This is a genomic window from Roseofilum sp. Guam (assembly GCF_017746735.1).
Lineage (GTDB): Bacteria > Cyanobacteriota > Cyanobacteriia > Cyanobacteriales > Desertifilaceae > Roseofilum > Roseofilum reptotaenium.
Genome location: NZ_JAGHZN010000009.1, coordinates 49,778 through 64,456, shown reverse-complemented (window position 1 = coordinate 64,456; position 14,679 = coordinate 49,778). Strand labels below are relative to the sequence as shown.

Sequence of the window (14,679 nt, the reverse complement as noted above, 5' to 3'; positions counted from 1 at the left end):
ATACAGCCTGTTTTTTACCTCAACCCAGGTTGTAGGGGCGAAAAATCTTTCGCTCCTACAGTCCCTAAAGGCTACAACATCACTGTATTGGCATCCCGAATTCCAGCAACCTTGAGAATCTCCTCTAAAATCCCCTCGGGTAAGGGATCGTCAATCGTCAGTACCATGACCGCATCGCCACGCACGATTTGCCGTCCGACTTGCATACTGGCAATATTGACATTAAAACTACCCAACAAAGATCCAATTTTACCAATGATCCCTGGCATATCTCGGTGACGGGTAAACAGCATATGCTGATTGGGTGGCACGTTAATCGGAAATCCATCAACCATAGTAATCCGAATTTCGCCATCACCCAGGAGTGTACCGGTGACTTCATGTTCTTCTGAGGGACCTTTTGCTTGCAACAACAGAGACCCTTTATAATCGCAGATACTGGCATCACGGGTTTCAATCACGCGAATGCCTCGCTCTTGAGCTTCGATAGAGGCATTCACATAATTAACACGCTCCCGCAGCGCTCGTGAGAGCAAACCCTTGAGTGCGGCAATGACAATGGGTTGGCTTTGGTTATTGGCCAGTTCCCCTTGTAGGTGAATATTGAGGCTTTCTACGCGATCGCCCACAAGCTGACTAACCAGATTACCCAACGTTTCCGCCAATTGCAAATAGGGGCGCAACTGTTCCAATGCATCCGGATGTAGTCCGGGAATATTCACTGCCGAGCGTGCAGGCAGTCCCAGAAGCACATCCCGAATTTGTTCAGCCACATCAACCGCGACATTGACCTGGGCTTCCGTCGTGGAAGCGCCTAGATGAGGGGTTAAAATCACCTCTTTACCTAATTCCGTCAAAGGAGATTCACCCAGGGGTTCACTGGCATATACATCAAGGGCTGCACCAGCAATTTGACCATTCTTCAAGGCTTCAGCTAAGGCCGCTTCATCAATAATTCCCCCTCTAGCACAGTTAATAATCCGGGCAGTGGGTTTCATTTTTGCCAAAGACTCCGCATTGATTAAATTGGCCGTTTCTGGAGTTTTGGGAATGTGGAGGGTAATGTAATCGGATTCTTGCATGAGAACATCCATATCCACAAGCCGACAGCCCAATTGATCCGCCCGTTCTTCGGAGATAAAGGGATCGAAGGCAATGAGCTTCATTCCCATCGCTTTAGCGGCTGCGGCTACATGGGAGCCAATTTTGCCTAAGCCAACAATTCCTAGGGTTTTCTTATAGACTTCAGTGCCAACAAACTTTTTGCGCTCCCACTGGCCATTTTTCACAGACTGGTTAGCATCGGGAATATGACGGGACAGGGATAGCATTAAGGCCAGGGCCTGTTCAGCAGCGGCGATCGTATTGCCTTCTGGTGAATTAACGACGATAATCCCTTTGCGGGTAGCAGCGGGAACATCTACATTATCAACCCCAACCCCGGCACGACCGATGATTTTTAGTTGTACACCTGCTTCGATGATGTCTGCGGTGACACGGGTTCCTGAGCGAATCATGAGGGCATCGTATTCCGGAACGATTTTCATGAGTTCTTCAACCGGAAGGCCAGTTTTGATGTCAACTTGAGCAACTTGAGATAGGATATCAATTCCAGCTTGATCGATAGGATCGCAAACGAGAACTTTAGGCATGATCAGGGGAGAATAACGAACACTTGATAACGGCAGAGCACGTTGCTCTCCCGCCGTTTTAGCTAACCGTAGGCTATTGTACCCCTAAACCTGGCCTAAACATGAGCAATAGGGAGGGAGACACAAAGCAAACCGATCCAGGGAGAGTCCACAACCCTGGAGAAACAACGGGCTGATATCAATGAGATAATCAACTTTAACCTTAATTCCCCACTCATTACTTAATTCCCCAATGACCATCTTCGACGAACTCGATCGCCACCCGCACCAACTCTTCGTACAAAAAAACCAAATGGGAGAAAGCCAAGCCTATCTGGCCTCTGTGACCCTCGAATGGGTCTCTAATCGGGTTCGTTTTGCCCACCAACTGCCTCTGTTTCAACAAAAATTCGACCCCCAAACTCACAATCCCATCCGGGATGCTGAAACCATTGAACAACTGCAACAGCGCCCCCTCGACTGGTCCCGCCAAGCCCCCTTAGCCCAATATCTCGCTGTCCGTCCCAACCACAAATTTCCTCCCCTCCTCGCCGTGATTGACGCTCCTTGGGTCGAAGAACCCTACGCTCCAGAATGGGATGGAGATCTCGCCACTGAGTCAGCCGCCCAATTTACTCCCCTGAACCGCGAGCAAACTCTGGGATTGCTTAACCTCGATCCCAGTTTCTCGCTCTTTGCCCTCGACGGCCAACATCGGCTCATGGGTATCCAAGGCCTGATGGAACTGATCCGTAGTGGTTCCCTACCCAAATATAAGAAAAACAAAAAGCCTACTGGCTCGAGCATCACGGCCGAAGATCTCTACCAGCACTACCCCATCACCCCCAGTCAACTACAAAGCCTGGGGCAAGAAACCATCGGTCTAGAAATTATTCCCGCCGTTCTCCCTGGCGAAACCCGCGACCAAGCTAGGAGTCGCATCCGCTCTATTTTTGTCCATGTCAACCTGATGGCGGTGCGCCTCAGTGCTGGTCAACTGGCGCTTTTGAATGAAGATGATGGATTTTCTATTGTTGCCCGTCGTATTGCTGTTAAACACTCCCTGCTGAAAGCAGATGGCGATCGTCACCCTAGAGTTAATTTCGACAGCGCCACTGTCTCGACCAAATCCACTGTTCTCACCACTCTCCCCGCTCTCAAAGATATGGCTCAAGCCTATCTTCAGCATCCTTATCCCCACTGGAACCCTACGGAAAAAGGACTGATTCCCCTACGCCCGGAAGATGAAGAACTCGAAGAAGCTATGGCCACTTTTTCTACCCTCTTTGACCATCTTGCCACTCTGCCCAGCTACCAAGCCTTAGAAATGGGAACGTTGAGTACCGACCTACGCCGGTTTAGCTTTGAAAGCCATGATGGTGCAGGTCATATGTTGTTTCGCCCTGTGGGTCAAATTGCCCTCGTGCGCGCGATCGGTATCCTCGTGTACCAGCACCACCTCAGCCTCACCCGCATCTTCAGCCAACTTTGCACTTACGATACTCAAGGCGGTTTCAGTCACATGGATCATCCTGAATCCCTCTGGTATGGCATCCTTTTCAACCCCAGCAAAAAACGCATCCAAGTCTCTGGCCGCGATCTCGCGACTCGCCTCCTCATCCACCTGATCGCCGACACTCCCGACTCCTTAGAACGGGCCCAACTGCGCCAAGAACTGGCCAACTCCCGCATGTTCCAAGACAAAGCCCTCAACTTCGAGGGTAAATTTGTTCACCCGCGCCACCTTACTTTACCGGAGCCATTAGGGTAATGAGGCAATGAGGAATAGGCGATCGCTGTGTGTCCCTAGAAAACATTCATCACATCATTTTCGCCCTTTTCAACTCCTCAACCAATAAATGAACTTTGGTTAAGGGGTTATTGGAGTCATTGTCCTCTTGCTCTTTCATTAACCGTTTCGTATGTTGAATAGCCCTCTCCTGTTCTTTTCGGAGATGCTTATAATAATCTCGCCCTTTTTCATCTGTATAAGATTCATTACGCTTAAGAATATCCTTATTCTTAAATATTCTGTCCAATTTTTGGTACACCTGATCGCTGGTCAATGGACGACTCGTATACTCAAAATGTAGTAAAAACCATAAATCAAAACAGGGAACCGAGAAGATCTGTTCATTATCTCTAGCCATTTTACACGCTATCTCAAATTCTGGGCGATCGCCATCAAATACGCAATAGAGGCGATCAGGTTTTTCTTTCTCTTGCAATCGCTTCCCTTCTTGCACCACTTTTCTTGCATCACCACTCTTTCCTCTAGACGCTGGAACTACTTTAATCTTAGTTGTCACTAATTGCAGTTCCTCTTTCAGAGATTGAAAATATTGATATTCTGTCTCACCCTCTACCACAATAAGAAAATAGTCTTTCGGCTTTCGAGCGCCCTGCTTACGTCTCAATTCATTCTTCGATTTTCCTTTATGTGGCATGATTAAATTTTCAGACCTCCTACAAATGGAATCGCACCATAGCGACCGAGTAAATAACCTCTTTGTAACGATTCATATTCACGGGGACGAAATTCTAATAGTGAATATAAATGCGTCTTTTGTCGCTTTTTTTCCGTAAACCAAATTTGATCTTGGCGAAACAAATCTCGATCTAAAAGGGTGGTATCATGGGTTGTAAAAATCAACTGAGCATGGTGGGGATTCGTCTCTGGAGTATGGAACATTTCTACCAAACTACGAGCTAAAGTAGGATGAAGACTTCTTTCGAGTTCATCAATGACGATCACCTTGCCCTCTTGTAACGCTTCAATCCATACTCCCCCTAATTCAAACAGTCTTTGTGTCCCATCAGACTCATCATCGATCAACAAACTTTGTGGAATATTATGAGTAGAAGTGCCTTTTTCATAGGTCTTATGGGCAAAAACAATTTTTCCGTCTTCAAAATTAATATGATCGATTTCATTATTAGATTGATTCAGTAATTTAACAATCTTACTGTGAAAATTTGGATCGGACATGCATTTATTAGCCGTATATGCTCGATGGTTGTCTTTAGACTCCAGCGTTGTGATCACATTTAAATTCGTCTTGAACCAATTAAACACCTCTAGCAGTTGAGGATGATTATTTTGAGCTGCATGGGATAAAAACAATGAATTGGGGCGCACTAAATTCTTGATTCGTTGCTTTTCACCTTTTAAGCTGGGGAACGACCATTCATACCCACGATCTCTAGGCCTCAAATCTTTATTGTCAATATTATGTTTGCGAGTAAACCAAGTTTGCACTCGTTGTTTCGGGTAAGCAATTAACCATTCTTCAATTACATGAGTTTTGTATAAAATCACTCCATATTCATAGCGAATCTTATTCTGAATAAATATAATTTTTAATTCTGTAATACTGCTGGAGTATAGAATATGGAGGGTCGATTTCATTTCATATTCCAGAACAAAAAACTGAACATCAAATTCATCTCCTTCTTGCATTCGACTGGCGGAATTGATGACAATATTTTGAAAGGTTTTCAGAGCGCGAACTAAATTACTTTTTCCCGACGCATTCGGCCCATAAATTGCTGTACTCTTGAGCAAGTGTAGATCCTTAGAATTGGGTGCGGCAAACGTATGGCTTTCCCAGAACCGATCCACATCTTCAGAAGCCACCAGACTTAAAGTTTGACATTCATTAATTGAGCGATAGTTGGTAACACTAAACTCGATTAGCATAAAAATTGATTAATTTCCTGATTTGATTATAAATCCTAAACTTCAAAATGCAACATCGTTCTGAGATTGTGAATCAGAAGTGGTGCTAAATCCTCGTTGAGAATTCCATTGAATGGCTCCATCTCTTCCGGTTAAAAACACTTGGGTATTTATGGCTGTCAATGCGGATAAAATGGCTGGATCGAGATCCTCAGAAAGAGAGATTGCCACCTTTGGCTGTATTTTTTCTATCACCTCTCCCGCTAACCCCCGACCAGACCAAATCAACACCGTCTCCTGAGCCTGAGAACTACACCAGGACTGCACCTCACAAAAATTCCCTGTGAAACCACTCCCTTTTAAAACCAGCCAACGTTGATTTTCTAACTGAACTTCCAAAACTTGTGGATCTAAACTCAAGCCTTCAATGCTCAAGGTGTTCCACTTTAAACCCTGATTTACTTGTAAGACTTGATAAGTGTTTACCTTTTCCTCAATCTTCTGCTCTACCTGGGTTGTGGGGTCACCAATCTGGTAAAATCGGCGTATAGGTAATGTGTCCAAAATCTTTAACCACCCCTGTATCGCGCGCTCTTGTCTAGTAAGCATTATTCCAGCATCCAATTGATTCACCCCTTGGGATTGGAAAAATGGAATTAGGGTATACTGAGCCACTCCAAAATCTGGAGTATTCACCAACACCACTTTACCTCGATCCTGAATCGCTACTGTTGGGGTACGAGTCGCAAACACCGTCACCTGACACATATACTGTTGACTGTACCATAAGGGAATCACCACTACGGCGATCGCCACACTAATCCCCATTCCCAGTAGCATCTTCTTAGCCTTAATTCTGATCCTGTCCTTGAACCAAAACAACCCAAATACACCATATAGCACGAGCAACTGAATCACTGAAATTTTGCCTACTGCCACTGAATTACCCGGTAGCTCAGTAAACCCATCAATAATCGCCAGAAACGCGACTGTGGGATAATAAAGAACACTAGAGACCAAGCTCCCTAAAAATGGCCAAATCAAAGCAACACAAGCTGAAACCATTCCCCCCAGTGTCAGAACTATGACTAAGAGTAGAGTGACCAAGTTAACTAAAGTTCCATAGGGAGGCAGTACGCCAAAATGATACAACTGTAGGGGAAACGTCCAGAGAAATGCACTGATAGGAACGGCCAACCCAGAGGCGATCGCTGGTGGCACATAATCCCACAGTTCCATCAACACGGGAACAGTAACCACTAACCCCAACGTCGCCAAAAAACTCAACTGAAATCCTAAATCTTGAATCCACAATGGGTTAACCAAAAGTAATAGGGTTGCCGTCAATAATAATGAACCTAAAATATTTACTCGACGGTCTAACAACTTCCCTAAAACAACCCCAAACCCCATTAACGAAGCTCGCAATACCGAAGGTGCAAATCCCGTTAAAGCACTATAGAGAATTAGGATGGTCACACCCGCCCGAAACTGGATTCGCTTGGATAATTCTTGCGTTAACGTTAACACTAACCCCAATAGCAGAGACACATGAAACCCAGAGGCTGCCAAAACATGAGCAAGTCCCACCTGAATAAACTTATCCCGAATATCAAAGGGTAAATCTACAGCTCGACGACCCAGCACCATGGAACTGATGACTACACCTTGAGGTACATCTAACCCCTGCACTAGGGAACGTACAATTCGCTGACGCATCCACCACAAGCCCCAGGAAGCCTGATTAGACTCAAATTTGAGAGTTTCGGCACTCAGGCCAATAAACATCCCCTGACGAGCTAAATAGTGCCGGAAATTAAACCCTCCAGGGATGCTTGCGGGTTGTGGTTCATACAGTCTTCCCCTCACTTCTACTTGATAACCGGGATGTAATCCTGTGGCTTGCAATAAGGGAGCCGTAGTGTAAGCATTGATCTGAACCGGCTGGTCTTCAATTTGACTAATGTTAAGTTTAAACTGAATACGGTGCGATCGCGTCAACCGAGGTTCACTGAGTACCTTTCCCTGCACCATCACCGGTTGACCCATCCAAGCACTTAGGTCTATTCCTGGGGGTTGGGGAGTGCGAACATGAAAATAAAAACTGGCTAGAAATCCCAAAGTTCCCGCTAGTAACCATATCCCAGACTTGGGCCCTATCCGCCAATATCGGGGAAGCGTCAATGCGGCGATCGCTCCCAACACCAGCATGGCATAATTTCCACCAGGAACCGGAACCAGCAGCAATCCCACAATATAAGCCAGACACAACAGTACACCGCTCGTCCTGGACATGACTAACCGTAAAGATAGAAACACATCAAAAACGGTTGAAGCCCAATAGACCCCAACGCCTACACTATATCTCAATTGAAGAGAATTGAAGGAAGGTATGAGTTATAATAAGGATTTATAGAGATTAAATTTTAAGTCTTTCATGGCGGCAAAAGATTATTTTCACGATACGGTTAAAATAGCCTTGGTTAAAGAAGAATGGGACATTACTCACGATCCTCTTTACTTAGATTTTGACAGTGCTCGTATTCAAATCGATCTTGCTGGAGAAAAGCTAATTGCCGCAGAACGAGGTCTAGAAAAAATTGCTGTTGAGGTAAAAAGTTTTCTTGCCCCATCAACGATTTATGAATTTCATTTGGCCATTGGTCAATGTTTTAGCTATCGAGTAGCGTTAAGAAAACAAGAGCCAGAACGAACACTTTATCTAGCCATTCCGTTATTCACCTATCAAGAGTTTTTTTGTCGTCCTTTTGCTCAAACCACTCTTGAAGAAGCACAATTAGAAATTTTGGTTTTCGATCCGAATCAACAGGTAATTGTACAATGGAAAGAACAGAGAAAAAATTAGAGTATTATCGCCAAAGTATTGAAAAAATACTCAATCATTATGGTTCGGCACAACCGGCTAATGGTGAGATTGAAGTGTATACATTTTTTGACCACCAGCAGGATCATTACCAAGTTTTTCATGCAGGCTGGAATCGCCACATGCGTATTTTTGGCCCCCTGATTCATATTGATATTCTCAATCATAAAATATGGATTCAACATGATGGTACAGAAGTAGGAATTGCCAATGAGTTAGTTGACTTAGGGATACCGAAAGAAGAGATTGTTTTAGCTTATCATGCGCCATTTATGCGGCAATATGATGGGTTTGCTGTGAACTGACTCCATTTCTGTCGATGCTATAGCATTTCTCTCTTCTATGAAGTACAGCTCGAAGCCTTAGAACTTAAGCTATACAAACTATTGCCTATTGCCTATTCCCTCTTACTGTGAATTACGCTTTTTCTTTAATTCAAAATAAGCTTGCATTACCTGGCGTACTTTCGGCGCAGCAAACTTACCGCCACCTCCTCCAGAGTTTTCCCCAAAGGCAACAATCACCACTTCTGGATTATCCAACGGAGCATATCCCCCGTACCAAGCATGGGATAAACGGGGGGGATCTTCAGCCGTTCCTGTTTTACCTGCATTAACCGGTAAAGAAAGACTATTCATTACCGTTCCCGTACCCGCATTAACCACTCGACGTAATCCCGTTTGCAAAATTTCAACGGTAATCGGACTCAGGCCTAAAGACTCGCGCCAAATATGATCGTCTCCCTCTTGTTTCACCAAATGAGGTTTAACTAAATCCCCACCATTAGCCACCACTGCAAACATCATGGCCACTTGCAGAGGAGAAGACAATAAAAACCCTTGGCCAATAGACATATTTACCGTATCCCCGACAAACCATTCGTACCCAATATTTTCCCGCTTCCAAGCATCATCGGCGACTAAACCTGCCGCTTCTTCTCGGTGTAGTTCAATTCCAGTTTTGCGCCCAAATCCAAATCTTCGCGTCCAATCAATCAAGATTTCTCCGCCAATTCCTTGGGCAATTTGATAGAAGAACGTATCACTACTCCAAGCCATAGCTCCAGTAAAATCTAAAGGCCCAAAACCAACCCGGTTCCAGTCCCAAAACTTGATTCCTCCCACTTGAATATAGGGGTAAGTTCCCAAAACCGTGTGGGGAGAGTAGATCCCGGATTCAATGGCTGCTGCGGTGGTCACAATCTTGAACGTAGAAGCAGGGGGAAAGCCTTGCAGTGCCCGGTTGACAAAGGGATGGTCTTTTCCTTGTAGTTCTTTCCATTGTGCCTCACTAATTCGCCCAGAGAAGATGTTGGGGTCAAATTTGGGATTACTAGCCATGGCTAAGACTTCGCCATTTTGGGGATTCATGGCCACAATCGCCCCTTTCGTATTCCCTAGAGCTGCTTCTGCTGCCATTTGCAGGTCTAAGTCCAGGGTCAAACGGATATCATCACCAGATTTAGCTGCTTTATGATCGAGAATGCGTACCACTTGCCCTTTGCTGTCTACTTCTACCTCTCGACCTCCCCATCCCCCGCGTAGTTCTTTTTCTAGGGCCGCTTCAATCCCCATTTGTCCAATAATGTCACCGAGACGATAGCCTTGATTTTCCTCTTTCTCTAAGTCTTCTTCGTTGACTTCTCCGGTATATCCTAAAACATGAGATGCGACCTCTTTATACGGATATTCCCGCGCTGCTTCTACATCTACTTCTATCCCTTCTAACTCCCGGCTATATTCAGCCAGGGCAGTCACTTCTTCGGGAGTGAGTCCTCTGGCAATCCGTAGGAGGTAGGGAGAGGTATATTCTGCTTGATCCAGACGGCTTTGGATTTCTGATTCAGGAATGTTTAGGATTTCTGAGAGTCGTTGGAGGGTGGTGGGCCATTCGGTTTTACGACTGGCGAGGGGCCAAAGATAGACGGAGTGAGAAAGACTACTACCGGCGAGGATTTTGCCATGGCGATCTAGAATCTTACCGCGTCCGGGATGTTTGGGAATCACCCGAATGCGGTTATTTTTAGCTTCTTGTTCGTAGGTTTTCCCTTGGAGCAGTTGCAAATGTACTAACCGAGTCCCAATCCCTCCAACCAAGCCCAGAGTAATCAACAGTAGGAGGATTAACCCTTGGTAGTTACGCCCAATGGTACGCTCTGTAGTGTGGGTTGTGGGAATAGGACGGGACTTGGTTAAGAGCATATAGTTTGATCTAAGGTGACGGGGTTAAGATACGAAGCACCAGAATTGTAGAGCAATTTTACTGAAATTCAAAGATTTTTTACAGTTGTCTAAGTTTAGATTGACAAATCATAAAGAAAATAGTATGAAAATCGCCTTTGATTCGGTTAAATGTTGCACTCGATTGCGAGCCAACCAAACCCTCCGCTAAAATGCTCTCAGGTCAGCTATGGCCGCATTGCGTTTCCATCGCGCCTACAATACTTAACCTGAGTCAATAGATTATTAGTCTATGTTTGATGCCCTCGCCGATCGCCTAGAGTCTGCCTGGAAAAGCCTCCGGGGACAAGATAAAATTAGTCAGAGCAACATTAAAGAAGCCCTGCGGGAAGTCCGTCGCGCCTTATTGGAAGCGGATGTAAATCTGCAAGTGGTGAAGAATTTTATTGCTGAGGTCGAATCAAGGGCCCAAGGGGCAGAAGTGGTGAGCGGGGTACGCCCAGATCAGCAGTTTATCAAGATTGTCCATGATGAGCTGGTGGCGGTGATGGGGGGAGAGAATGCACCCCTAGCTCAGGTGGAACCTGCGCCAACGGTGGTGTTGATGGCAGGGTTACAAGGAACGGGGAAAACCACGGCTTCGGCCAAGTTGGCCTTGCATTTGCGCAAACAGCAACGCTCATGTCAATTGGTAGCCACAGATGTGTATCGTCCGGCGGCGATCGATCAGTTGATTACCCTGGGAAAACAAATTGATGTGCCGGTGTTTGAGCTGGGAGCAGATGCGAATCCGGTAGAGATTGCCCGGCAAGGGGTCGAAAAGGCGAAGGTTGAGGGAATTGACACCGTTATTATTGATACGGCAGGTCGGCTGCAAATTGATGCCGATATGATGGCGGAGTTGGCCGAGATTAAGGCGGTGGTCAATCCCCATGAGACGCTGTTGGTAGTGGATGCAATGATGGGTCAGGAAGCAGCCAATCTGACCCATACGTTCCATGAACAGATTGGCATCACGGGGGCCATCCTGACGAAGATGGATGGCGATAGTCGTGGCGGTGCGGCGCTGTCAGTACGGCGGATCTCGGGGCAACCGATTAAGTTTATTGGGGTTGGGGAGAAGGTAGAGGCTCTACAACCGTTTTATCCAGATCGGATGGCTTCTCGGATTTTGGGCATGGGCGATGTGCTGACCCTGGTGGAAAAGGCCCAGGAAGAGGTGGATTTGGCCGATGCGGCGAAGATGCAGGAGAAGATCCTTTCAGCCCAGTTTGATTTTACCGATTTCCTCAAGCAGACGCGGCTGATGAAAAGTATGGGGTCTCTGGGGGGTCTGATGAAGATGATTCCAGGGATGGGTAAGTTGAATGCGGATCAGTTGGAACAGGGTGAGGTGCAGTTGAAGCGATCGGAGGCGATGATTGGTTCAATGACAACTGAGGAACGTAAGAATCCCGATTTGTTGTCGAGTTCTCCGAGTCGGCGGCGGCGAATTGCCAAGGGGTCTGGGCATTCGGAGAAGGATGTGAGTAAGTTGGTGAGCGATTTCCAAAAGATGCGATCGATGATGCAACAGATGGGGCAAGGCCAGTTTCCGGGGTTACCCGCAGGCTTTCCTGGAGGCGGTGGCGGGCCAGGGATGTTTGGGGGCGGCCGGCCTCCTGCTCCCGGTTGGCAAGGCTATGGTGGAGCGCCCAAGAAGAAGAAGAAAAAGAAGAAGAAGGGATTTGGACAGTTGTAGTAGCTTGGCCAGCTTAAAAAGGTGAGGGGGAGGAACCACAGAGACACGGAGGTACGGAGAGGGTTTGTGTTCTGAATGGTTAATTATGGGTGTAGCGGTGAAAAAATGGTAAGATTAGGAGTTTAGTGTCTAGAATCGAAAAGCATACTGCTGAAGGAAAGCGATGATCAAGTTACGATTGAAACGATTTGGCAAAAAACGGGAAGTGAGCTATCGGATTGTGGCGATGCCCAGTACGACTCGTCGGGAAGCTCGTCCTTTGGAAGAGTTGGGATTTTATAATCCAAGAACGGATGAGACTCGCCTTGATGTGCCGGGAATTGTACGGCGCTTAAAACAAGGCGCTCAACCGACTGATACTGTGCGTAACATCCTTGAAAAAGCGAATGTCTTTGAACAACTCAAAGCAACAACCCCCGAAAACTAATGAGGTGACCCCACAATCGACTTTACCAACGCCAGATTATTTGGAGTTGGTGCGGATGCTGATTCATCCGTTTCTAGAGTTTCCAGAGGAGTTGAAGCTCGATTGTGAGAGGTCTACGAGTAAACCTCTGGTCTGGATACGAGTGGCGTTTTCGCCGAAGGATAAGGCGAAGGTCTATGGCCGAGGTGGCCGCAATATAGAAGCGATCCGAACGGTACTGTCTACGGCAGCTCAAGCGGCTGGACAGTCAGCTTATTTGGATGTGTATGGTGGGTTCCATGTGTCTGACGATCGCCATGAACGCCATGGGACTCATGAAGAGGTTCGAGTTCGAGAGAGTCGAGATAAACCACGAAGGAGATCGCGACCCGAACCGCGTCGAGTTCAAGGGCCTTATCGCCAATGAGAACTAGACGACTTCCTAGGGGTTGCTCCAATTGTGGTGAATTATGAGCAATGAACCAGTAATCATTGAACTGCCCAGTCCCGATAGTGCGATCGCATTATCGGGAGTCCAGGGCGAAAATCTGAAAATCCTCAGTAGACAAACGGGAGCAACTGTGGTATTGAGGGGTCAAGAGTTGCTAATTTCGGGCACAGCGAAGCAAATAGAGTTGTGTTCGGCTTTGGTGCGATCGCTCGAAGAGTTCTGGGGTAAAGGCAAGTTGCTCTCTGGTGTCGATGTCCTCACGGCCCGTCATGCTCTGGATACGGGGCGAGAGGATGAACATCAGGATTTGAAGAAAAATGTCCTCGCTCGTACCCGTCGTGGCGAGGAGATTCGGGCGAAAACCTTTGCCCAGAAGCGTTATGTGGAGTCAGTTCGGACTGAGGATCTGACGTTTTGTATTGGCCCGGCCGGAACGGGAAAAACTTATTTGGCGGCAGTTCTGGCGGTTAGAGCGCTACTGGATAACCAGTATGAGCGGTTGATTTTAACTCGTCCAGCAGTAGAAGCGGGGGAAAAGTTGGGGTTTTTACCTGGAGATCTCCAACAGAAGGTCAACCCGTTTCTACGCCCGCTTTATGATGCCCTCTATGAGTTTATTGAGCCGGAGAAAATTGCCAGTTTGATGGAGCGAGGGGTGATTGAAGTGGCTCCATTGGCGTATATGCGGGGTCGGAGTTTGAATAATTCGTTTATTATTGTCGATGAGGCTCAGAATACGACTCCGGCGCAGATGAAAATGGTGTTAACGCGGTTGGGGTTTCGATCGCGGATGGTGGTGACGGGGGATGTAACGCAAACCGATTTACCAGGGAATCAGCGATCGGGGTTAGCGGTGGCAGAAGATATTTTAAAGAATGTGGACGGAGTGGGATTTTGTAAATTGACCCAAGCGGATGTGGTGCGTCATCCTTTGGTACAACGGATTGTCACGGCTTATGAGCGCTATGAAAAGGCTCTTTAAGGGGAATAGAGCGCTTGGTGATCGGCAACAGTAGATTTCCCATCCTCTTTGTCGGCTGACCGCTTACTGCTATGATTTGTATTTGCGATTGTAGGGAGCGATCACTCATATCAAGTCCCAAGAAATCAAGAAAGCGGGTTTCTGTCAGAACTTCTGCATCCCAAGAGAAATTTTCTGAAGAAACCCGCTTTCTGCATTACCTCATATAATCGTCAGGGCTTTTATCTTAGAGATTTTATCGCGACTCAATCCCTCTAATTCCCCAATCTCTAACCACCCTTCTTTCACCAATTCGGCAAAAACAAAAATTAGCATCGAATCCCGAAAATCATATTTCCCATCCAGGTCATGCCTTCTGGCACTGAGAAAATCATGCAGTTTCCAAAGTTCATCTGGACTCGCTGCTGTTTCGGCTTGTCGTTTCACCTCTGCCGTCATTGATGCCACTTCACGACGGTAGGCCGTATCAAAAGCAGCCTTGGCAATTTTTTCTTCTATAGCAGACCATTGAGTTTCAGTAACAGGCATTGTCAACATGAATAGTTTTTTTATTTAAATTGCGGTCAAAGGACATTACTTTCCTTGATATCAAGAAAAATTATAGTAAATATTTGCATATAAAAACTAGGTAATTTGCTGTGCCCCTCCCAGAAAAGAGGGGCGAACAAACTCAGGAAAGCCATGCCCTGTAAGGGTTCAGGGGCTTCATTGTCGGTTCTTTAAAC

Annotated in this window: 13 protein-coding genes; 7 read left to right on the top strand and 6 right to left on the bottom strand. The window is 46.4% G+C overall.

The window, feature by feature from the left end:
- Positions 1–71: 71 nt before the first annotated feature.
- On the bottom strand, positions 72–1,652 hold the full coding sequence (gene serA, locus J7529_RS04600) for a phosphoglycerate dehydrogenase (protein WP_318728017.1): 1,581 nt from the start codon (positions 1,650–1,652) through the stop codon (positions 72–74).
- Positions 1,653–1,884: 232 nt separating this feature from the next.
- Between serA and J7529_RS04595 the strand changes: the two genes are divergently transcribed.
- Complete coding sequence (locus J7529_RS04595) at positions 1,885–3,402, top strand: DGQHR domain-containing protein (protein ID WP_318728016.1); 1,518 nt, start codon at positions 1,885–1,887, stop codon at positions 3,400–3,402.
- 49 nt (positions 3,403–3,451) lie between these two features.
- On the opposite strand, the gene J7529_RS04590 is transcribed toward J7529_RS04595, so the two are convergent.
- Genes J7529_RS04590 through J7529_RS04580 form a run of 3 tightly spaced genes read right to left on the bottom strand, consistent with a single transcriptional unit; the run spans position 3,452 to position 7,605 of the window.
- On the bottom strand, positions 3,452–4,078 hold the full coding sequence (locus J7529_RS04590; RefSeq protein ID WP_318728015.1) for an RloB family protein: 627 nt from the start codon (positions 4,076–4,078) through the stop codon (positions 3,452–3,454).
- 2 nt (positions 4,079–4,080) lie between these two features.
- Positions 4,081–5,331 (bottom strand): ATP-binding protein, encoded by a 1,251-nt coding sequence (locus J7529_RS04585; protein ID WP_318728014.1) that lies wholly within the window; start codon positions 5,329–5,331, stop codon positions 4,081–4,083.
- A 42-nt stretch (positions 5,332–5,373) separates the two neighbouring features.
- Positions 5,374–7,605, bottom strand: coding sequence for a ComEC/Rec2 family competence protein (locus J7529_RS04580; protein WP_318728013.1), 2,232 nt, complete (start codon positions 7,603–7,605; stop codon positions 5,374–5,376).
- 142 nt (positions 7,606–7,747) lie between these two features.
- Here J7529_RS04580 and J7529_RS04575 point away from each other — a divergent pair, with 142 nt between their 5' ends.
- Both J7529_RS04575 and J7529_RS04570 read left to right on the top strand, forming a co-directional pair.
- The gene (locus tag J7529_RS04575) at positions 7,748–8,176 is read left to right on the top strand and encodes an element excision factor XisH family protein (RefSeq protein WP_271936743.1); all 429 of its coding nucleotides are present in this window, start codon (positions 7,748–7,750) and stop codon (positions 8,174–8,176) included.
- Positions 8,152–8,499 carry a XisI protein gene (locus J7529_RS04570; protein WP_271936745.1) on the top strand — a complete coding sequence of 116 codons (348 nt, stop codon included), beginning with the start codon at positions 8,152–8,154 and terminating at the stop codon, positions 8,497–8,499. The genes J7529_RS04575 and J7529_RS04570 overlap by 25 nt, the downstream gene beginning before the upstream one ends.
- Positions 8,500–8,601: 102 nt before the next feature.
- Here J7529_RS04570 and mrdA read toward each other — a convergent pair whose 3' ends face one another.
- On the bottom strand, positions 8,602–10,395 hold the full coding sequence (gene mrdA, locus J7529_RS04565; RefSeq protein ID WP_318728012.1) for a penicillin-binding protein 2: 1,794 nt from the start codon (positions 10,393–10,395) through the stop codon (positions 8,602–8,604).
- A gap of 271 nt (positions 10,396–10,666) precedes the next feature.
- Here mrdA and ffh point away from each other — a divergent pair, with 271 nt between their 5' ends.
- From ffh to J7529_RS04545, 4 genes are all read left to right on the top strand, one after another.
- A complete protein-coding gene (gene ffh / locus J7529_RS04560) occupies positions 10,667–12,115 on the top strand; it encodes a signal recognition particle protein (protein WP_318728011.1) in 1,449 nt (482 codons plus the stop codon).
- 163 nt (positions 12,116–12,278) lie between these two features.
- Positions 12,279–12,542, top strand: coding sequence for a 30S ribosomal protein S16 (gene rpsP / locus J7529_RS04555; protein WP_271936749.1), 264 nt, complete (start codon positions 12,279–12,281; stop codon positions 12,540–12,542).
- A complete protein-coding gene (locus J7529_RS04550) occupies positions 12,502–12,948 on the top strand; it encodes a KH domain-containing protein (protein ID WP_278002964.1) in 447 nt (148 codons plus the stop codon). Before rpsP ends, J7529_RS04550 begins: the two co-directional genes overlap by 41 nt.
- 43 nt (positions 12,949–12,991) lie before the next feature.
- Entirely contained in the window at positions 12,992–13,954 is a 963-nt protein-coding gene (locus J7529_RS04545; protein ID WP_318728010.1) for a PhoH family protein, read from the top strand.
- Positions 13,955–14,155: 201 nt separating this feature from the next.
- On the opposite strand, the gene J7529_RS04540 is transcribed toward J7529_RS04545, so the two are convergent.
- On the bottom strand, positions 14,156–14,482 hold the full coding sequence (locus J7529_RS04540; RefSeq protein ID WP_318699496.1) for a hypothetical protein: 327 nt from the start codon (positions 14,480–14,482) through the stop codon (positions 14,156–14,158).
- Positions 14,483–14,679 lie beyond the last annotated feature (197 nt).